The organism is Halomonas sp. Cn5-12, from assembly GCF_021532545.1.
In the GTDB taxonomy this organism is placed as follows: Bacteria; Pseudomonadota; Gammaproteobacteria; order Pseudomonadales; family Halomonadaceae; genus Vreelandella; species Vreelandella aquamarina.
This window is the reverse complement of the sequence record NZ_JAKGAY010000010.1, coordinates 65,811-85,865: the sequence shown is the minus strand read 5'-3', so window position 1 is coordinate 85,865 and position 20,055 is coordinate 65,811. Positions and strand designations below refer to the sequence as shown.

At 54.1% G+C, this 20,055-nt stretch carries 19 protein-coding genes; 3 read left to right on the top strand and 16 right to left on the bottom strand.

Going from position 1 to position 20,055, the window contains the following annotated elements; genetic code table 11:
- Positions 1-3: 3 nt before the first annotated feature.
- Both L1249_RS08050 and L1249_RS08045 read right to left on the bottom strand, forming a co-directional pair.
- On the bottom strand, positions 4-360 hold the full coding sequence (locus L1249_RS08050; RefSeq protein ID WP_235253489.1) for a hypothetical protein: 357 nt from the start codon (positions 358-360) through the stop codon (positions 4-6).
- A 90-nt stretch (positions 361-450) separates the two neighbouring features.
- The gene (locus L1249_RS08045) at positions 451-2,304 is read right to left on the bottom strand and encodes a flagellin N-terminal helical domain-containing protein (protein ID WP_235253488.1); all 1,854 of its coding nucleotides are present in this window, start codon (positions 2,302-2,304) and stop codon (positions 451-453) included.
- 223 nt (positions 2,305-2,527) lie between these two features.
- On the opposite strand from L1249_RS08045, the gene L1249_RS08040 reads away from it, so the two are divergent.
- On the top strand, positions 2,528-3,172 hold the full coding sequence (locus L1249_RS08040) for a cell division protein ZipA C-terminal FtsZ-binding domain-containing protein (RefSeq protein ID WP_235253486.1): 645 nt from the start codon (positions 2,528-2,530) through the stop codon (positions 3,170-3,172).
- A 207-nt stretch (positions 3,173-3,379) separates the two neighbouring features.
- On the opposite strand, the gene L1249_RS08035 is transcribed toward L1249_RS08040, so the two are convergent.
- The 4 genes from L1249_RS08035 to L1249_RS08020 all read right to left on the bottom strand — a co-directional run bounded on the left by L1249_RS08035 (position 3,380) and on the right by L1249_RS08020 (position 9,041).
- Complete coding sequence (locus L1249_RS08035; protein WP_235253485.1) at positions 3,380-4,324, bottom strand: hypothetical protein; 945 nt, start codon at positions 4,322-4,324, stop codon at positions 3,380-3,382.
- A 254-nt stretch (positions 4,325-4,578) separates the two neighbouring features.
- The gene (fliD, locus tag L1249_RS08030; RefSeq protein ID WP_235253484.1) at positions 4,579-5,979 is read right to left on the bottom strand and encodes a flagellar filament capping protein FliD; all 1,401 of its coding nucleotides are present in this window, start codon (positions 5,977-5,979) and stop codon (positions 4,579-4,581) included.
- A 212-nt stretch (positions 5,980-6,191) separates the two neighbouring features.
- Positions 6,192-7,541: a flagellar filament capping protein FliD gene (fliD, locus tag L1249_RS08025; protein ID WP_228168764.1), complete on the bottom strand. Its 1,350-nt coding sequence runs from the start codon at positions 7,539-7,541 to the stop codon at positions 6,192-6,194.
- Positions 7,542-7,718: 177 nt separating this feature from the next.
- Positions 7,719-9,041: a UDP-glucose dehydrogenase family protein gene (locus tag L1249_RS08020; RefSeq protein ID WP_228168763.1), complete on the bottom strand. Its 1,323-nt coding sequence runs from the start codon at positions 9,039-9,041 to the stop codon at positions 7,719-7,721.
- 168 nt (positions 9,042-9,209) lie between these two features.
- Between L1249_RS08020 and L1249_RS08015 the strand changes: the two genes are divergently transcribed.
- A complete protein-coding gene (locus L1249_RS08015) occupies positions 9,210-9,530 on the top strand; it encodes a hypothetical protein (protein WP_054645118.1) in 321 nt (106 codons plus the stop codon).
- Positions 9,531-9,831: 301 nt separating this feature from the next.
- On the opposite strand, the gene L1249_RS08010 is transcribed toward L1249_RS08015, so the two are convergent.
- The 9 genes from L1249_RS08010 to L1249_RS07970 form a co-directional block, all read right to left on the bottom strand.
- Positions 9,832-10,395: a YqhA family protein gene (locus tag L1249_RS08010; protein WP_228168762.1), complete on the bottom strand. Its 564-nt coding sequence runs from the start codon at positions 10,393-10,395 to the stop codon at positions 9,832-9,834.
- 58 nt (positions 10,396-10,453) lie between these two features.
- On the bottom strand, positions 10,454-11,047 hold the full coding sequence (locus L1249_RS08005) for an exopolysaccharide biosynthesis protein (protein WP_228168761.1): 594 nt from the start codon (positions 11,045-11,047) through the stop codon (positions 10,454-10,456).
- A 182-nt stretch (positions 11,048-11,229) separates the two neighbouring features.
- Positions 11,230-12,243 (bottom strand): nucleoid-associated protein, encoded by a 1,014-nt coding sequence (locus tag L1249_RS08000; RefSeq protein WP_228168760.1) that lies wholly within the window; start codon positions 12,241-12,243, stop codon positions 11,230-11,232.
- Between the two features lie 46 nt (positions 12,244-12,289).
- On the bottom strand, positions 12,290-13,051 hold the full coding sequence (locus L1249_RS07995) for an ABC transporter permease (RefSeq protein WP_054641238.1): 762 nt from the start codon (positions 13,049-13,051) through the stop codon (positions 12,290-12,292).
- Positions 13,048-13,983, bottom strand: a complete 936-nt coding sequence (locus L1249_RS07990) for an ABC transporter ATP-binding protein (protein WP_228168759.1) — start codon at positions 13,981-13,983, stop codon at positions 13,048-13,050. The genes L1249_RS07995 and L1249_RS07990 overlap by 4 nt, the downstream gene beginning before the upstream one ends.
- A 101-nt stretch (positions 13,984-14,084) precedes the next feature.
- Positions 14,085-14,363: a peptidylprolyl isomerase gene (locus L1249_RS07985; RefSeq protein WP_016915098.1), complete on the bottom strand. Its 279-nt coding sequence runs from the start codon at positions 14,361-14,363 to the stop codon at positions 14,085-14,087.
- Between the two features lie 57 nt (positions 14,364-14,420).
- On the bottom strand, positions 14,421-15,539 hold the full coding sequence (locus L1249_RS07980) for a serine hydrolase (protein ID WP_427775021.1): 1,119 nt from the start codon (positions 15,537-15,539) through the stop codon (positions 14,421-14,423).
- A gap of 29 nt (positions 15,540-15,568) precedes the next feature.
- Positions 15,569-16,675 (bottom strand): heparan-alpha-glucosaminide N-acetyltransferase domain-containing protein, encoded by a 1,107-nt coding sequence (locus L1249_RS07975; RefSeq protein ID WP_137093087.1) that lies wholly within the window; start codon positions 16,673-16,675, stop codon positions 15,569-15,571.
- Positions 16,676-16,866: 191 nt separating this feature from the next.
- The gene (locus L1249_RS07970; protein ID WP_054641241.1) at positions 16,867-17,163 is read right to left on the bottom strand and encodes a hypothetical protein; all 297 of its coding nucleotides are present in this window, start codon (positions 17,161-17,163) and stop codon (positions 16,867-16,869) included.
- Between the two features lie 432 nt (positions 17,164-17,595).
- Between L1249_RS07970 and L1249_RS07965 the strand changes: the two genes are divergently transcribed.
- Complete coding sequence (locus L1249_RS07965; RefSeq protein WP_074211454.1) at positions 17,596-18,537, top strand: exopolyphosphatase; 942 nt, start codon at positions 17,596-17,598, stop codon at positions 18,535-18,537.
- A 67-nt stretch (positions 18,538-18,604) separates the two neighbouring features.
- Here L1249_RS07965 and L1249_RS07960 read toward each other — a convergent pair whose 3' ends face one another.
- A complete protein-coding gene (locus L1249_RS07960) occupies positions 18,605-20,050 on the bottom strand; it encodes an aldehyde dehydrogenase family protein (protein ID WP_228168758.1) in 1,446 nt (481 codons plus the stop codon).
- Positions 20,051-20,055: the final 5 nt, after the last annotated feature.

Below are 20,055 nucleotides of genomic sequence, written 5' to 3'. Positions count from 1 at the left end.
CACTTAATGGCCTTGCTGCAGGCGCTGTACCCGCGCATACAGCTGCTTGGCGTTTTCAACCGCTGTGGCTTCATACGCATCCAGGGTGAGCAGCATATCTTTACGCGGGTCGTGCATCGCTGCTTCCAGCTCGTTACGGTAGCGTTTTAGCAGATGCTCCAGGTTCATACGAATCATGGTGAGTTCCAACTCGAACTCCGCCTTCAGCTTGGCGTAGCGCTCTTTTTTTTCAGGCGCTGTGCTGCTGGCTTCCACAACGGCACTGATTGTCAGTTTAATCTGCTTTTCAACCGCATTGAGCTTGGGGACGAGGTCATTGATGACCTCTCGGGCTGAGATGGTGGTCGTCGATATACTCATATCACATCCTAAAAAACCGGCCCTTTTGGGGCCGGTTAGTTGTACTACATTGTTGCAAAAGCAAGCACTTTATCGTAAAGGCGCTTCAGATTAACCCAGCAGAGAAAGAACGTTCTGCGGAATCTGGTTGGCCTGTGCCAGTACGGAAGTGCCGGCCTGCTGCAGAATCTGCGCACGGGTCATATTAGCTACTTCAGTAGCGTAGTCGGCATCTTCGATGCGTGAGCGTGCAGCAGAGAGGTTAGTCTCGGTCGTGCTCAGGTTCTCAATAGCAGATTCCAAGCGGTTCTGGATCGCACCGAGGTCGGAGCGCAGAGCGTCAACAGTAGAAAGCGCTTCATCTACATCGCCCAGTGAAGAACGCTCGGCTTCTGAAGTTGCTTCAGTGGTGAAACTATCATCTGCTTTTTGGTAGATACGCTCACCAAACTCATTAGTTACATTGCCGTTTTCTTGAGCATAGTAAGTGGTAGTTTCAGTGGTTTCTGTAGCTTCGGTTAGATCGCCCGCTTCAGTCACTCTGATGGCGTCGCCATCTGCCAGAGCACCCACTGTTGCGCCTGAGGTAACATTTCCGCCAGCCGCCACATCAAAATCAGTAACAGTTTGATCTGCATCAGCATCATCTGTCACAGTGACACCTGCTGCCAGCACAACATTACCGCCATCAGCTTCAAGCATACCGACGACGCTTTCTTTACTTGCCTCAATACCTGTAACAGTAATACCAGCAGCATTTGAGCCAGTAAATGTTGTTCCAGAATCAGCGATTTCGATAACGGCATTACCGATTTGGTTTGCATCGATATCGGCACCAACAGTCAATGTTGTAGAGCCATCAGCAGCCGTCAGCGTAGTAGTGCCAGTGTTATCTCCTGCCATCAACGTTGCGAGGTTATCTACTGTCGCATTGGCATAAGTAGCGTTGTTACCGTTAGTGGTAGCTGTCAGGTTACCATCACCATCAATGAAAAGGGCCTCATCATTGCTGTTCATGATGGAGCCATCTTCATTAATTTTTACATCAACCTCTTGGCCACCAACTGTAATGGTAGCTGAAGTAGGACCTTCACCTGCCCCCGGAGTCAGTGCACTGGCGACAGAGCTAGCATTGGCAGCAGTAGACAAGTCATAGGTAAAATTGTCATTCGCTTCATTGTAGGTTAGAGATTCTGTGCTGAACGCGACATCAGCATCGCTAGCAAAATCATCAAAAGCAGTAGGTGAAGCTGAACCCACAGTGACAGTAGCGCCATCATCCAACTTCGCTACCAGATCGGCAGAAGTCATCTGGTCAGTAGCTGTAGTTTCTGTCTTGGAATAGGTGACCGAGTTATTTGCGTTGGTAACGCCAGCTGCGAAGCCTGCTAACGTCAAATCCTCTTTAGTGGCTGCTTCGTTATCAATCTCTCCAGCACCAGTGACATTGAAGCCTTCCATACCCAGCGTTTTAACATTGATTTCTTTTAGGTCGATGGTAATCGCTTCACCATCGTTAGCACCCACCTGGATTTTCATGCCCTGGTCAGACTGCAGCACTTTGGTATCGTTGAAGCTAGTTTCGTCAGAGATGCGCGTGATCTCGTTCAGGCGTTGGTTGATCTCGTTCTGAATTGAATCGAGGTCATTTTGAGAGTTGGTACCGTTTTCAGCCTGAACTGCCAACTCACGAATACGCTGTAAGTTGTCGTTGACTTGGTTAAGAGCGCCTTCTGCGGTCTGTGCAACGGAGATACCGTCGTTGGCGTTACGCTGTGCGGTTGCCAAACCGGTGATCTGTGCAGACATACGGTTAGCGATGGCCTGACCAGCCGCATCATCCTTGGCACTGTTGATGCGCAGGCCAGAGCTCAAACGCTCCATAGAGGTGGTCAGAGCATTTTGTGATTTGGACAGGTTTTGCTGGCCAATCATGGAGGTAATGTTGGTATTGATCACTGACATGGTGATTCTCCTTGCTGGAACACTGGCCTAGAAGGCCCGCTTTTCGGCCACTGTGTGTGCCGTCATATTAGTTAACGGCTTACTGAAGAGAATCTTTAGGATAGATACCAAAAATTTATGTAATTTTTAGTGAACGCGCAGCTAAGCCATACGGTTGAGACGCTGTATTTTTTTGCGCGAACGCGTATTGTATCTCCACTTGCATATTCGATAGGAAATACCCATGTCAACCACCTACCTACCTTTGCTACTGGCTGGCATCGCTGTTGTGCTAGGGCTAATAAGCGTTGTGCTGTTTTACAAGGTGGTGATTGCACCACGTAAGGCCGAGCCTTCCTCTCAGCAGGCCCCTGCTCCCTTACCTACTTCCTCAGCAAAGCAGGCGGATACCCCCAGCTATCAAAGCCAGCCTAAAACAACCAGCAAGCAAAGCCAGCCTAAAACAACCAGCAAGCAAAGCAAAAAGCCAACCCAGCAGTGTTTGTTTGTGATGTTTGATGCGCCCAGCCAAGCCATTAACCAAGCGCTGGGGGAGATGCTCACCGAGAAAAATGCTTTTTACGAGGCGGAGCTAGGCGCCTTTCACCTACCGCCAGGGCTGCAGGGCTACCCGATTATGCTGGCTAGCGCTACCTCGCCGGGTAAGCTGCCGCCGCTACATAAAGAGCATAAAGAGGGGGAGCATACGCCGGTGCAGGGGGTGTCGATCTTGATCCGCTTTTTGAACACGCGAAAGGTGTCGCGCAACCCGGAGGACTTAATTACCTTCACCCATGAGGTGGCGGCACTGGGTGGCAAAATTTTGGATGCTCAGCGTAAACCCATCACGGAAGAGAGTTTGGCGGCCATGTACCGAGAGGGGGAGTAGCTGGAAGTGGTTAGGTTGCTTTGTTGTTGTGCCCTGCAATTACATGGGGCGCATTAAGAAGGGTGCCGAAATCTGTCGCCCGTTGAAGCGGCCTTCCACTTTAGACTGACTTTCACTTTTAGCTGGCTTCTACTTTTAGCTGAAGCTCTGTGAGGGAAGCCTTATGAGTGCCCCAGGGAGTTTGTAAGGATAGGGCTTATAGTGAATTCAGTGCTTGGTTTCGGCGCGGAGTTTCGCTACTTCTTCCAAGGGGAGTTCTTCAATCTCGGCAATGAGCTGGTCGCTCATTTCTGTTAAAGCAATCAGCTTGCGCGCTGCGTTGCGCTTGCCCTCTAATGCCCGCTGTTCGGCTTCCTGACGACCTTCTTGCCGGCCTTCTTGGCGGCCTTTTTCAATACCTAAGCGCTCAATGGTGTTCACGTAAGGCATGTGTTTTTCCTCCTGTATCGCATAAACCGCTTGCGCAAAATCAGGGTCTAGGCGTTTTGGTAACTGGATCATCCAATCGATAATGTTAAATAGCCGTAAAATTTGTTCGCGGTTGTAGCCACGCTCATATAAAAGCTTAATGAGGGCTACTTTGGTGTCTTTACGCGTCGCGCTATTTTTCACCCGTTTAGCCTGGATCTGAGCCATCACTACCAGCGCAAAAACGTTGTCGCTGGTTTCTAGCGCAACCCAGTTGCCTTCCCAATCTATCAGTTTAGCCATAGGAAAGGTAAAGGTCAGTTCACACCCCCAGCGCTCGTAATGAAACGTTGTGGGGCGGAAGCTTTTACGGGTATCTGCCAGTACTGCAAGGCTGACCACTTCCATTGCGTAGCGATCCCGCAAGCGATACTGATAGGTAAACATCCGCTCGGAAAATTCAACTTCGGGCTCACCCTGCACTTCAACGTGAATCAGCACCCAGGTCTCGCTACCGTCTTTGGCATAGACTTTGATCAGTTTGTCGGCGTAACGTCGGCCGCTTTCGGCACCAACCGTAATCTGTTGCAATTCTTTATCAAGGAAGCTGTAGCCTTTTGACCAATCAACGTGCTGGTTTATCGTCGGAAACAGCAATTCTAGAAATTCTTTAAAATATGCCTCTAACGCCATTTTCCATGGGCTGTCATGGTCAGCGCGGTGACGGTCATCTTGATCGCTCATGATGGCTCCTCTATTGGTACATATACCTTACCAAAGAGCGTTCTTGAATTGGTGAGAAGTCGTGCACAACAGTATTGTCGGCGACACCACCTAAACACAGATTACCTTTTTAGGTTCGTGCTTGATGGCTGTGCGGATTTTTCTACGTATTTCACAAAGTAGCCATTTTATTTTGCCAAGCGGCCTCTTTCTGAGCGGTTCACTTTATTGCCCGTTGAGGCCGCTTTTGGCGTTATTGGCTACCATGACGTTAGCTACTTTTTACGGCCTAGCTGGTAGTCTAGCGCTTCAAACTGCTGGGTTAGGTAGCTACTCATGCTGTTCATCTGGGCAATCATGCTATCTAGCTGGCCGAATTGGGTGCGGTAGCGGCTGATGGTGCGCTCGATGGTCACTTCCATGCGCTCGTAGCGCTCATTCAGACTGGTTACACGGTTTTCGGCACCGCTAATCGCTAGCTTGACTACTCCGTTATCGCCAAGCATTCGCTCTACGGTGCTGTCGAGCTGGGCTGCCAAGCCATTCCCTGCTTCGCCACCTACGAAAAAGTCGCTGAGTGCTTGGGGGTTATTGGCGACTAGATCGCTGATTTTATCGTCATCCATTTCCAGCGTGCCGTCTCGTTGCAGGGTAATGCCTAGCTGGTTAAGCGTGGAAAACTCGCCCCCGGCTATGCCTCCCGTCAGCACACTACGCAGGCGGCTTTCAATGGTGCGCACGGTGCTGTCGCCTACCAATTCACCGGCGGTTTCGCTGTCGCCATTAAAGCTGGTGAGTTTGCCAATGGTGCCTTTTAGGTCGTTAAACGCTTTTACAAAGCCGTTAATGGCTTCGCGCTGCTTGAGCGTATCGCGCTCTACATTAACCGTGCTGGTGGCGGTTTCGCCATTGGCAATGCTGAGTTCCGCTAGATTAAGGGTAACGCCCTGAATAGCACCTTCGATCTGGTTTTTGGCACTGCTGATGGCAATGCCATTGACGGTTAGCGCTGCATCTTCGCCAGCACGCTTGGTGGCGGCATCTTCAGCAAAGGGCCCTGCCACCGTGACTTCAGGGGATTGGCTGGTATCGACAAAGCTAAAGCTGGCAATAGAAGCATCCGCACCGGTATTTTTAGAGCTGAGCGCCAGCCGGTAGCCTTGGCCATCGTTGATGATGGTGGCGTTAACGCCTGCATCTTTATTGGCGTTAATGGCATCGCGTATCGCCGAAAGGCTGCTGCCGGGGGCGATATCAATATCCACAGCGTCCGCACCACCAAATTCCAGCCGTAGGGCCGTTGCGCCTTGCAGGTCCAGCGCGGTGTCTCGGTCAGTCACACGGGTTGAGGCCAGGGTGCCAGAAGTGGCTAACTGCGATACCTCTACCCGGTAGCTACCGGGCAAGGCACTGGCGGAGGTAGTGGCTTTAATGGCATCGCCACGCACGTTCGCGGAAAGGCTTTGGTAGAGCTTTGGGTCGTTGAGTTTCGCTACAGCATCTTGAAAGCTGTTTAGCGATGTTTGCAGCTGGCCGTAGGCAGAAATCTTATCCTGCTGTTGCTCTTTTTGGCGGGTAATCGGCGCGAGTTTGCCCCGCTCCGCTTCTTGAAGCTGATCCAACAAGCCGGTGAGATCCAGGCCAGAGCCGACGCCTAGAGAGGTTATTGTCGCCATGCAGATGTTCCTCGATGCAAAAGGCTAAACCCACAGTCATTAATACAGTGCGCCAGCGGTGGCGTTGCGACTGAGTTTAATAGTCTTTTTATCGACGGAACAGCGGCTAACTTTAGGCCTTTTTTATCACTTAACTACGAATACCCCATTACCCCAACAAAAACGCCTGCTTAGCGCAGGCGTCGTTTTGCAGCGTTTTTGCCAATGTTAGCTTAATTGCGGCCTAACTGAGCATCCAACGCATCAAACTGTTGAGTGAGGTAGTCACTGGTTTGGTTCATTTGGGCAATCATGCTATCCAACTGACCAAACTGGGTACGGTAGCGAGAAATGGTCTGCTCGATGGATTGCTCCATGCGCGTGTAACGCTCGCCCAGCGACTCAATGCGGGTTTCAGCGCCTGAAATCGCGCCGGATACCGTGCCATTAGTGCCTAGCAACTGCTCGATGGTTTGGTTCACTTGGCCTGCCATGCCTTCGTTATCGGCAGCGCCTGCAAAAAAGGCGGAGAGCGCATCCTGATTATTGGCAATGGCATCATCTAGCTTGCCGCTATCAATTTCCAACGTGCCATCGCGCTGTAGTGAAATACCGATATCCGTCAGCATGGAGAACTGGCCTTCGATACCTCCACCCAGCACACTGCGTAAACGAGACTCCACCGTGCGTACCGCACTGTCGCCCAGCAGCTCCCCAGCAGCGCCCGTTTCAGCATTAAAGCTGGTGAGTTCGCCAATGGTGCCTTTTAGATCGTTGTAGGCATCGACAAAGCCGGTTATCGCTTCGCGTACTGCACGAGTATCTTGCTCTACTGCCACGGTGCTATTTCCCTCTTCCTGAAGGTTCAGTGTTACTCCTTGAATGGCTCCCTCTACTTGGTTGGTAGGGCTAGTGATGGCCACACCGTTAACATTCAATTTCGCATCTTGGCCTGCTTGCGTAAACTCTGATTTCAACTGCCCGCCAAATTCCTCCCCTAGCGTTATGCCTGAGATAGATGCGTCTTCACCGGTTTGCGTGGAATTAAGCGCTAGCCGGTAATTTTCACCATCAAAGATAATAGAGGCAGAGACACCACTATCTTCTTTCGCGTTAATGGCATCGCGTACTTCTTCAAGCGTGCTGTTGGCAGCAATGTCTACCACAACGTCAGCTTGCTCAGCGCCTGCAAAGTTGAGTGTCAGCTTGGTCGCTTCTGTGGTCAGGGCGGCAGTTGAATCCGGCACGCTTTCGGTTGCCAGGGTGCCCGATGTGGCTAACTGAGTGACGGATACGTTATAGCTACCGGGCTGCGCTTCGCCATTGGCCGTGGCAGTGAATGCTTCACCGCTAACGTTGGTCGAGAGGCTCTCATACAGTGTGCTGTCGTTGAGAGCATCCGCTGCGTCCTGAAAGGCAGAAAGGGCCGTTTTCAGCTGGCCGTAGGCGGAAATTTTGGTTTGCTGGGTTTCCAGTTGTCGCTCGATGGGTTCCAGCTTGCCGCGTTCGGCTTCTTGCAGTTGGTCTAGCAAGCCGTTGAGATCAAGCCCTGAACCGATACCCAGTGATGAAATGGAAGCCATGCGTTACGTCCCTTTTTCGCGTTGTGCGGCCGTCTTACCGATTTTGCGGCAGCCATTATTCAAGTTAGCTAATTAGTGATTTATTCGGCATTGAGACTATTAACTTTAACAAATTTATTAGCCCTGGGCTTACCCATTTATCAGAAACAACAAACCAAAGCTATAAACCTATGTTTATTAAGACTTTCTACCGACACCCACATAGCAAACACCCGCCTCACTCAACGCGCTGGGTGCGTATAAATTACGCCCATCTACTATTAGTTTATTGTTTAGCTGGCTTGCTAACCAAGTGAAGTCAACGGTGCGAAATTCTTTCCACTCTGTGCAAATAACCAGTGCATCTGCACCTTTTACTGCCTGTATGCGATCGCCTGCGAGCATCAGGTCGTCACGCTCGCCATAAAGCCTTCGGCACTCACCCATCGCTTCCGGGTCGAACGCTTGCACCTTTGCGCCTGCTGCCCACAGGGCTTCCATCAGTGCTCGGCTGGGCGCTTCGCGCATATCATCAGTGCCGGGCTTAAATGCTAGCCCCCAAATAGCAATCACTTTCCCCTCTAAGTTACCGAGGCTCTCTTGCAATTTTGTGTAAAGCGTTTGTTTTTGGCGCTGATTAACGGCTTCTACGGCTTTTAATAATTCCGGCGTGTAACCTAATTGCAAAGCGGCTTGCTCAAGGGCGTGCACATCTTTCGGGAAACAGGAGCCGCCATAACCACAACCAGGGTAAATAAAGTGATAGCCAATACGCGGGTCGCTTCCGATTCCCCGGCGTACATCTTCAATATCAACCTCTAAGCGCTCCGCTAAATTCGCCATTTCGTTCATGAAACTAATTTTGGTCGCCAACATGGCGTTGGCGGCATATTTCGTCAGCTCTGCCGCTCGCACGCTCATAAACATCAGCTTGTCGTGGTTGCGGTTATAGGGCGCGTAGCAGGCTTTCATGCGCTCTTTTACCCGCTCGCTCTCGGTGCCTACGATAATGCGAGCGCCGCGGGTGAAGTCATCAATGGCAGCGCCTTCTTTCATAAACTCAGGGTTGGAGCACACATCAAAAGGGTGTTCAACTTTACGCTGCTGTAGCACGCGGCTGATGGTGTCGCTGACACGCTCGGCCGTGCCTACCGGCACTGTCGATTTATCAACCACCAGCTTATAGCCCTGCATGTGCTGGCCGATACTTTCCGCGACGCTTAATACGTACTGCAGATCAGCGCTGCCATCTTCGTCTGACGGGGTGCCCACCGCGATAAACAGCGTGTCGCTTTCGGTTACCGCCTGCGCGGTATCTGTGGTAAATCGCAAACGCCCAGCGGCAACATTATGCGCTACCAGCTGGCTCAGGCCTGGCTCGAAAATAGGGATCTCACCACGGCTAAGCTGTGCGATGCGGTTAGCATCAATATCCATGCAGATGACCTGATGCCCCACATCCGCCAAACACGCACCTGCCACGAGCCCTACATATCCGGTACCAAAGACACTAATCTGCATAATCAACCAGCTCTAAAAGAAGTCTTGCGAGACTACCACACCTTTCTTGTAATTCAGATGACACGCAAAACTCAACCCAATACATAGACCTTGGTCTAACACTCCTACTGCTTTATAATGCACTGCAGCACACCCATTTTGCTGCGACGATTGCAGGAGCAACCTACCATGCCCGCTGAAGCATTATCCCCCGCGACCACTGCTTCCTTCCACGTACAGCGCAGCTTGCGCCACTGCCTTTCTAGCGTAGCGGAACTGCTTTATGAAAGCGGCCACGTCCTTGAAACCATCACCTTGATACAGCGTGGTTTATCGCACCAGGAGTTGATCTCTCTGAGCCATCAGCACCCCCGTTGGGCGCTTTGCCAGCAAGTGCTGGAAGAGAGTGATGCCGCCACTTTTAATGACTATGGCCGTTTTGTGTTAACAGCCATGGGCCGCGAGCTGATGTTTGATATGTTTGGCCAAGGGGCAGCGGATTGCGCCTAACGTTGGGGTGAAGCACGTATAAAAACGCCCGCTGGGGGAGCGGGCGTTTAGAAGCGCTAATATCGCATCATGCAGGTCGTGGGTTATTCATGGCAGAGATTAACGCAGGCCTAACAGCGAAAGAATAAACAGAACAACAACGATCAGGCCGATGATATAGATGATGTTACGCATAATGGCACTCCTTGCTTGTTGCGTTTTCGAGAAAGCAGATGGTTGCTCACCCTTGAGCTGACCCTTCCAGCCTAGCAGGCTTTGTTTTGTTTTGCGTAATCAGCCACCTCTATCGCGGCTTGCCTTGTTACTCTCCCTTATGCGCCAAGCTCATCAAGTAGAGCGCCGCTGCCAGCGCCAGCACGGAGAGCGCTAGGTAGATTGCATCCAGCGGCGTGGTGAAGCGGATATCCACCACCGCCCGGAAGAATTCGATAATTACCGCTAGAATCACCACCCGGGCGATTTTGTCTTTCAACTGATCCAGCGAGGCAACGTTGAAGGGGTGTGCGGGGTAGCGTACTTCCGCTTGGTCGATACGCGAGACAAACAGCCGGTATACGCCTAGCCCGAAAATCAGCAGTACGATGGCAATCAGGTAGATATCCACCGCGATAATGATATCGGGCACCAGGGTGTCGTGGATGTTATGGGTGTCATCCACCAAGTAGTAGTGCAGTACATCGCCCACCACTTTAAGGATATCCAGCGTGCCGACAATAAACAGCATCAGCGAGCCTAGTAAGCTCGGCACCACCGCTAGCATGACCAAAAAGCGCGAGTTCCACAGCGCGGTTTCAATACGCCGCTCCCATGTGGACTGCTGGTGAGGAGGTTTTGGGGGTGGCGGTGAATGGGGTGAGTTGCTCATCGTAGGCACTTAGCTCCTTCTTAATTTACGTCGAATAGCGAAAGTGCCTAGTAAAGCATTAGATCAGGTTCATCACTACTACCGTGAAGGTCACGCCGGTAAGCAAAAACCCCAACGCCAGCATCAGGCCATCTCTGGCCACCAGCCCCAATCCAAACAGCGTGAGTGCCAATCCAGCGCCATTGGCACTGAAAGGGATGAACTCCATGGGTGGCATCGCTAACGCCACCAGCAGGCAAGCGAAGGCCGTCACCCGAATACCGATGTAGCCGGTCATCCAAGCCAAGCGCACGCCCAGCAAGCTATCCACCCATTTGGCGGGCTTTTTCATGTAGTGCAGCGCTTTATCAAACTTCTGCCGTGATAAAGAACGATTAAGCAGCCATTTAGGCAGCCAGAACGTTTCCCGCCCTACCAGCAGCTGCGAAGAGGTCAGCAGCACTAACACCGCCATCAGCGTTGGCATGCCGGGGATATCACCAATAATCGGCGCCAGCGTTATCAAGCCTGCCAATAGAAGCAGCGGCCCAAACGAGCGTCTCCCTACCGCATGCACCACATCATCCACACTGACCTGCGCGTTTTCCCGCTCCATCCGTTCCATGGTGTGGATCAGTTCGGTTAAATTCGTCGCATCCTGCGTTTCTTTCATGGGCACTGCGGCGCTCCTTTGCCATTGAGCTCTGTTTAAAGTAGGTATGTTTCGCGTCGATCTGTTTAGCTCAGGCCTGTTGAACATCGCTGCTTGGTTAATCGCTTGGCCTCTATAGGTTAGCCCCTGGAGCCGTTCGCCACCCAAGCTTTACGCTGCCTGTTCAAGCCCTTTTAACCTTGTCACTCTTTCCGCTTGGCAAGCTGCTCTTTGAGCTGTTTGGGCACTTGCTTGATGATCAGCCGGTCCTGGGTTTCGTCATACTCAATGCTGGAACCCAGCAGGTGTGAATCAAAGCTGATCGAGACGCCTCCAGAGCGCCCGGTGAAGCGGCGAAACTGGCTGATAGTGCGTTTGTCCGGCGGGATTTCCGGCGAAAGGCCGTAGTCGGCGTTGCGAATATGGTCGTAAAACGCCTTGGGCTGCTTCTCATCCACTAGCTCGGAGAGCTCTTCCAGCGTCATGGGTTCGCCTCGGCGCAGCTGCTCGTTGGCGTAATCAACCAGAGTATCGGTTTTTTCCCGGCTGGCGTCGTCGTCCAGGTCCTCTTTTTCGACGTAGTCGCTAAAGGCTTTCAGCAGCGTGCGGGTTTCGGCGGGGGCATCAATGCCCTCTTCCATGCCCAGTAGCGCCGCTACGCCATCGGCGAGCTTTTTACCGCCCCGGTCTTTTAGAAACGAGACGTACTGCGTGCTTTCCGCGCCGCTCTGCCACTGGGTCAGGTTGATGCGGGCCGCCAGGGTGAGTTGGCTCGTGTTTAGCTGGGCGGCGGGCACCGCTTGGTGCGCGTCGTTAAAGCCGATACCTTCCCGCTGATGCACGAGCGCCATGAACAGCGTTTCGGTGTCGCCTTGACGCAGATGGGCGATGACCAAGAAACCGCCCACCGAGAGCTGCCCCTGCAGCGTTTGGGCCAGCCGCTCGGCCATGGCGCTGGCCAACTGAGCAAAGGTTTGCTCGTCGGCTTGATACGCCGTGAGCCACGCCACCAGCGGCCCGGCCTGCTCGCCCTGCTCGGCGAAGCGCCCCCAGCCCTTCGCTTTGGTGTTGTAGGTGTCGTTTAGCGCATTCACTAGGCTGGCCATCACCGTGTCGTCGCTGGCGGCGGCGGCCTCGGCAGGCGGGGCCGTCACACTTAAGCGCTCGCCGTCGAGGGATGGCTCAAGGCGGTAGACAGTACTTTGCAGTAGCGGCATAAACAGGCATTACCTTTGTAAAAACGTCGAAGAGGTCACTTCAGCATCAGGGCTTTAAGCGGTAGCCGGTGCGGAAAATCCAGGCAATGGTGGCAAGGCTTGCCGCCAAAAACAGCAAAATCATCGCCACGCTAGCTCCTAAGCTGACATCGCTAATGCCGTAGAAGCTCCAGCGGAAGCCGCTGACGAGGTACACCACCGGATTTGCCAGGGTCACGCTCTGCCAAAACGGAGGCAGCATATCGATGGAGTAGAAGCTGCCGCCCAAGAACGTGAGCGGGGTAATCACCAGCAGCGGCACGAGCTGCAGCTTGTCGAAGCCATCCGCCCAGATGCCGATGATAAAGCCCAGCAGGCTGAAGGTGACGGCGGTCAGCACCAGAAACGTCAGCATCCAGAACGGGTGGGCGATCTCAAGCGGCACAAAGAAGCTGGACGTGCCGAGAATGATCAGCCCCAGCAGTATCGATTTCGAGGCCGCCGCCCCTACGTAGCCCACGACAATCTCTAAATAGGAGATCGGCGCCGACAAAATCTCATAGATGCTGCCGGAAAACTTGGGAAAAAAGATGCCAAACGAGGCGTTCGAGACGCTCTGGGTCAGCAGCATCAGCATAATCAAACCAGGGACGATAAACGCGCCGTAGCTCACCCCGCCAATTTCGGTAATCCGCGAACCAATCGCCGCGCCAAACACCACAAAGTAGAGCGAGGTAGAGATCACCGGTGAGACAACGCTCTGTAGCAGCGTGCGGCGAGTGCGGGCCATTTCCGCCATGTAAATCGCACGAACGGGATAGAGGTTCATGAGCGCTCCTTCACCAGGTCCACGAAGATATCTTCCAGCGAACTCTGCCGGGTGTGTAGATCTTTAAAGCTGATGCCCGCCTGCTCTAGCTGCGTTAACAGGGTAGAGATCCCTCGCCCCTCCTCTTCCTGGCGGCCATCGTAGGTGTAGACCAGCTCATAGCCGTCGGCGGTCAAGCTGAGTTCTTCCTGCGCCAGCGCAGGCGGCAATTCTGCCAGCGGGCTGTGGAGCTGCAGGGTGAGCTGCTTGCTGCCCAGCTTTTTCATTAGCGCGGCTTTCTCTTCCACCAGCACGATCTCGCCGCGATTGATGACGCCAATGCGGTCGGCCATCTCTTCGGCTTCTTCAATGTAGTGGGTGGTGAGAATGATCGTCACCCCATCGTCGCGCAGTCCGCGTACCACGTTCCACATATCCCGACGTAGCTCGACGTCCACCCCGGCGGTCGGCTCATCTAAAAACAGAATGCGTGGCTCGTGGGAGAGCGCCTTGGCAATCAGCACCCGCCGCTTCATACCGCCGGAGAGGGTCATCAGGCGGTTGTGCCGTTTATCCCACAGCGAGAGCGACTTGAGCACTTTTTCGATATGGGCGGGGTTGGGGGACTTACCAAACAGGCCACGGCTGAAGCTCACCGTATTCCAGACCGTTTCGAACGCTTCATTGGTAAGTTCTTGCGGCACAAGGCCAATCCGCTCGCGGGCTTGGCGGTAATCGCGCACGCTGTCGAAGCCATCGACAATGACATGGCCTTCGCTGGGATTGACCAAGCCACATACCAAGCTAATGAGCGTAGTTTTACCCGCCCCGTTCGGGCCGAGCAGTGCAAAAATTTCGCCGCGCTGGATGGTTAAATCCACACGGGTGAGCGCCTGAAAGCCACCTTCGTAGGTTTTATTCAGGCCATCGATGGTAATGATGGGGTCGTTCAAGGCGTACTCCTTACATCGCGGGCCAGCGCAGTACCGGCACAGCGCGATGCCAATGGCACCGCGACATGGCTGCCGCGATGCATGACGGCCTTTAAAAGGTATTAAGTGCGGCTGGTGATTTCGAGCAAGTGATAGCCAAACTGAGTTTGAACCGGCCCGTGAACCTTGTTGAGTTCACCGCTGAAGACGACTTTGTCGAATTCCGGCACCATTTGGCCGGGGCCAAAGCTGCCCAGGTCGCCGCCCTGACGGCCGGAGGGGCAGCTGGAGTGCTGCTTGGCTACGTCCGCGAAGTCACGGCCGTTTTCGATCTCTTGTTTCAGCGCGTTGCACTGCTCTTCACTGCTTACCAAAATATGACGGGCGCTGGCACGTGCCATAACGAACTCCTTAATCAAAAAAACCCAATACGGTGGGCCAGTTTATCACGCTCGCTGCTAGTCGTGACCCAAGGCGCCGCTATAACGCAGCGCTTCGCCCACACTCGCCAGGGCACGCTCATGGACCTGCACCGAGAGCGGACCACGAGCACAGGCCACGATGACCCAGGGGCCATTGGCGGCGTCACCTGCTTGAGAGGCACGCGATGCAATACCGGCATCGCAGCTTCGCCGGTGCTGCGTGCCTGTTTTGTGCGCAAAGGTGAATTCGCTGCCCATGCCCCGTTTCAAGCGGCGCTCGCCAGATTTAGTTCGCTGCATGATCGCCAGCAGCGTTTGGCGCTGTTCGGCATTCACATCCGCCATACCACCGTGATGCAGGCTGGCCAGCAGGTCGCCATAGGCGCGCAGTGTGCCCACATTTTCACCGGTGGCTTCGTAGGCATCAAAAGCGTGGTCATAGTCGGGCTGTTCGAAGATTTCTTCGCTCACTCCCAGCGTGCGAGCAAGGGCGGCCGAGCGCTGATTAACGCGATGTTGGCGCAGGGCGATAAAATCTAACCCGCCCAGTTGGCGAGCCTCGGGGTGTAACTGGCCATATACCCCTTGGCGAACTTCCACCAGCTTGCTGATGGGGCCAAGGTGCTCCGGCTGGCCGTTACTGACGGCCACCATGCGGCGGGCGCGGGCGTTCACGGCATCCAAGCCCACACGATCAATCAGCATATCCGTGGCGGTGTTGTCGCTGACGGTGAGCATCTGCTCGAGCAGGTAGCGCACCGAGATCGGCGTACCGGGGTCGTGCCAGTTGATCGGCCCTGCGCCATCGACAAAGTCGCTGCGTGCCAATGTAAGGCGCTCATCCAGAGAGAGCGAGCCAGCTTGGCGTTCAGCCAGCACCTGAGCCGCTACGGGCACTTTAATCAGCGAGGCCAAATACCAGGGGGCGTCTGCCTGCCACGCGTACGCCTCGCCCGTTGCGAGATTCTGAACGTAAACGCCAAGTGCTCCGCCAAATACGTCTTCAATGGCGCTTATTCGGGCGTCTAGATCGCCTTGCCAAGGACTCTGTTTATCGACCTCGTAGTACCAGTTCGTACTTGCCAATACCGCGGTGCTGGCTGGCAATAAAGCGCACAGCAGCGCGGCAACTAGCCAGCGTTGAAGATGTCGCAACCTTACCTCCTACCGCGGCTGGTGGCGGGCTATTTGTAACGGGCGATCCAGCGCGTTAGCCAAATCCACAACGCGGCTCCAAGAATTAACAGCCCACCCACACCAAGCGCCTGTGGATAGGTGTACATGCCTTCGCCTTCCAGCAGAAAACGCAGCACCAGAAAAATCATCACAATGTGGAAAATAAACGCTTTGAGCGCGTCACTACCCACCATGGTTAATGGCCGTAGCGCCTTGGCTGCCGCAGCTCCACCAGCGAGTGCAGCGCCTAAAATAACCAGCGCGCCGCCCACGCTGTACAGCGTGAATTTCAGCCCAGGTGGGTGCTTGCCATCGTTATTCGCCACCGCCAGCATCGCTGCGGAAACATCGCCTTCGGCAAAGGCCAAGCCATAGAACGCGGCGACCATGACAACTCCCACACCCACCAGCGCCAGCACCAGCTTTCGCCGCAGCGCCGTATCAAAATAGCAGCGCAGCAAGGCTTCACCGATCAGCAGGCCCACCAAGATCAACGGCGCGCGGCTGAGCTGGCCCCAGGTATAATGGTCTTCATGGTCCACCAGCAGCGCTTTTAACGTGTCGTTACCGCCAAAGCTCAGCCCCTGCAGCCAAGCGGAGAGCGCGGTTAAACCAATAATAAGCGCACACCGACCCCAGAGAGGCGTTCGCGCCCATAGCGGCAGTACCAATGGCACCCACAGCAGGGCAATAGCGTAAAATCCGAGGATTTCTACCCAAATCGCAAAGCGCTGATAAAGCAGCGCATCAAGAATATCGCCAGGAGCGTAATACGGCAGCATCTCGATAACGGTCAGCGCCTTGTACCAAAACCACACTTCTATCGCGCGCACCCACAGTTTTAGCCGCCTTCTTGGCCACGCCTCTGTTTGGGTAGACGCTAAAAATGCCACGGCTAGCGCAATCCCGAAGACCAGGATGAACAGGGAAGAAGAGAACTTAGTGAGAAAATGGACGGGCACCATGCCCCAATCGGGCACGTTGCGTATGCCAATCAGCCCACTCACCGTATGGCTGAGAATCATCAGCCCAATCGCTATACCACGGGCGAGATCAATCGCATCTATACGCCCTTCCGCACGAGGCAGGCGTGGCACTTCTTGCCAGGTAAACACGTTAGCAACGTCCTTGTAGGGTGTTCGTGTTAGGGAAACATTGCTTTTACCATAGCCTATTCACCTAGTGTGCTATTGCGCTTTATTAAACGTTGCCACTCACCCAACACAACAGTGCCCCGCAATGGGCGGGGCACTGTGCTGCTCATCCGTGAGCGTGAGGGGAAGGACTTCCTTTCGCTAAAATGGGTTTACTGGCCGGATGTGTCATCCTTTTCCGTTTCCCACTGCTCTTGCTCTTCCTCCTCCTCTTCGTAAGTAAATTCTTGCTCTTCCTCTTCGTACTCGGTGGTCACGCCTTCAGTAGTCGACCCCTGCTCCTGCTCGGTGTCGTAGGAGTTGTAGGTGCCTTGATCATCCTGCATGGTCTCTTCTTGCGGCGTTGCGGGCTGCTCTTCAGGCTCTTCCATCGCAAACGCGAGCGGGCTCGCTACCAGACCAAATGATACACCCAGGATACCTAACTTCTTGAGAGCTTCCTTTTTCATGGTCGTGCCTCCTAATGGCAACTCTTTCGTTCAATTCAGCGTTAAACATTTAACAACGTTATGTCTTCACGATAGATTCACGATCGATAAGAGCGGCGAGTCATCCTAACCTTTCGCTCTTACCCAACTACTGCAGACGCCATACCAGGGCATGCCAAAAATAAACATAAACACTATTTTTCAACTACTTAATAAAAAATTCATTAACTGAAACAAGGTGAATCGCGATTTTTAATTAGCAAAATCTTGTTTACGTTTGGCACATGAGCCCCAGCGATTCATGCCACCCCGCACCGCGGCTAACTTGGCATAATAAATAGGTACATAGGGCGAAAGCGTTGGTGAGAAAGGTTGCAAGGCTAGAAAGGCTTATTTTAACCCAATATAACTGCTGGTATCTTTTGGTCACCGTTCACCGTATCGAGAAAATAAATGTCTACCCAACAAGCATCCACGTTTCGTTTAGTTACCCGCAGCGATTTTGATGGTTTGGTATGCGGTGCCCTGCTCAAGCACTTAGGCCTTATTGACGACATCACCTTCGTTCACCCGAAGGACATGCAGGATGGCAAGATTGAGATTGATGCCAACGACATCACCACCAACCTGCCCTACGTGCCCGGCTGCCACCTAGCGTTCGACCACCACCTAAGCGAAACCGTGCGCAACGTTGAGCGTGCCGACAACCACATCATCAATGCAGACGCCCCTTCCGCTGCCCGCGTAGTGTGGGAGTACTACGGCGGCCACGAAGCCTTCCCCGCACGCTGGGATGATATGATGGAAGCCGTCGATAAAGGCGACTCTGCCCAGTTCAACAAAGACGAAATTCTCAACCCGCAGGGCTGGGTACTGCTCAACTTCATCATGGACGCCCGCACGGGCCTGGGCCGCTTCCGCGACTTCCGCATCTCCAACTATCAGTTGATGATGAAGCTGATCGATTACTGCCGCGAGCACACCATCGATGAAATCCTCGCCCTTGACGATGTGCATGAGCGCACCACGCTTTACCGTGAGCATGAGCAGTTAGCAAAGGAGCAAATTGAGCGCTGCGCAACCGTGCACGGCAATGCGGTGGTTCTGGATCTACGCAACGAAGAGACCATCTACGCCACCAACCGCTTCGTGATCTACGCCATGTACCCCGAATGCAATATCTCGATTCACGTGATGTGGGGGCTCAAGCAGCAAAACACCGTGCTGGCGATTGGTAAATCGATCCTCAACCGCTCCAGCAACACCAACGTGGGCGAACTGTGCCTAAGCTACGGTGGCGGCGGCCACCTGAATGCGGGCACTTGCCAAGTTGATAATGATCAGGCGGAGAGCGCGTTGGCGGCGATTGTTAAGAAGATTAATGCGGATGGGTAAAACGGGTACTTATCTGTCATAAGTAGAGTGGCCGCTACTGGCGGCCACTCTACTTAGTTAACGCAGGCTACTCAGCGCCAACCACATGCTTCACTTCCAAGTACGCACTCAGCCCCCAAGGGCCCAGCTCACGCCCGATACCGCTGCGCTTGAAGCCACCCCAGGCAGTTTCGGGTAGCACGAGCTGCTCGCTGTTGTACCAAATACTGCCTGCCTTCAACTGACGGCCAATGCGCCTGGCCCGCTCCGGGTCGCCGCTGATCACCGTGGCGGCGAGGCCGTAGTCACTGTCATTGGCAAGCTGAATCGCTTCGGCTTCGCTTGCGACGCTACGACCACAAAGTATGGGGCCGAAGATCTCTTCTCTCCACAGACGGCTCTCTACCGGCACATCACGGTAAAGCGTGGGTGCTAGGAAATAGCCTTGAGCGGGCAGCGTGCGGTGTTGTGCATCGCGTACCACCGTGAGCCCTTCCTGATCGGCAATATCCATGTAGCGATGTACTGCATCGCGCTGCTTAACGCTGGTCAGTGGGCCCAAGTCGGTTCCTTCGGCTAGCGGGTCGCCTAGCGTCAGCGCATCCATGCGTTCGGCAAGCGCAGCGTAGAGTGCTTCGGCGACGTCTTCGTGAACCAACAGACGCGAGGTGGCAGAGCAGATCTGGCCGGCGTTGAAGTAAATACCCGCCATTACCCAATCAGCTGCTTGGGCAGGGTCCGCATCTTCCATCACTAAAATGGGTGATTTACCGCCCAGCTCCAGCGACACACTCGCAGTAAGGGCGCTGGCAGCCTGCATGACCGCTTCGCCAACGCGATTACTGCCAGTAAAAGAGATTTTATCCACGCCGGGGTGGTTAGTTAGGGGCGCACCGATGCCCTCGCCGTCACCATTGAGCAGATTTAGCACGCCTGCAGGCAAGCCGATTTCCAGCGCGATCTCCGCCAGCACTTGTTCAGGCAGCGGCGTCACTTCTGAAGGTTTAAATACCGCAGTGCAGCCCGCCGCTAGGGCAGGTGCCAGCTTCCAAGCACTGGTCACTAAAGGGAAGTTCCATGGCGCAATCAATCCCACTACCCCGACCGGGTCGTGATACGTACGCGCTTCAACGCCTTCCATTTCGACACTGACCCGCTCCCCTTGCCGGGCATCCAGCGCTTTGGCCTGCTTGGCGTAGTAGCGGTAGCAGGCAATCGCATCGTCTAGGTCAATGCCTGCTTCCGCCAGTGGCTTACCGTTATTGGTCGCCGAAAGCGTCATCAGCGACTCCCGACGGGCTTCCAGTGCATCGGCAAATCCATCAAGGTAGTTTGCACGTGCGGTGCCGCCCAACGCCTGCCAATCGGGCTGCGCTTGCTGGGCCGCTGTTACGGCGGCGTCTACATCCGCGGCATCCCCCGCAGTAACCTGAGCAATGCGCTCTTCGCGGTAAGGATTCATCACATCGAGCAACCGGGTGCCCTTCGATGCAACCCACTGGTTGTTGATGAACTGATGATTGAGTGTCTGCATGGGAA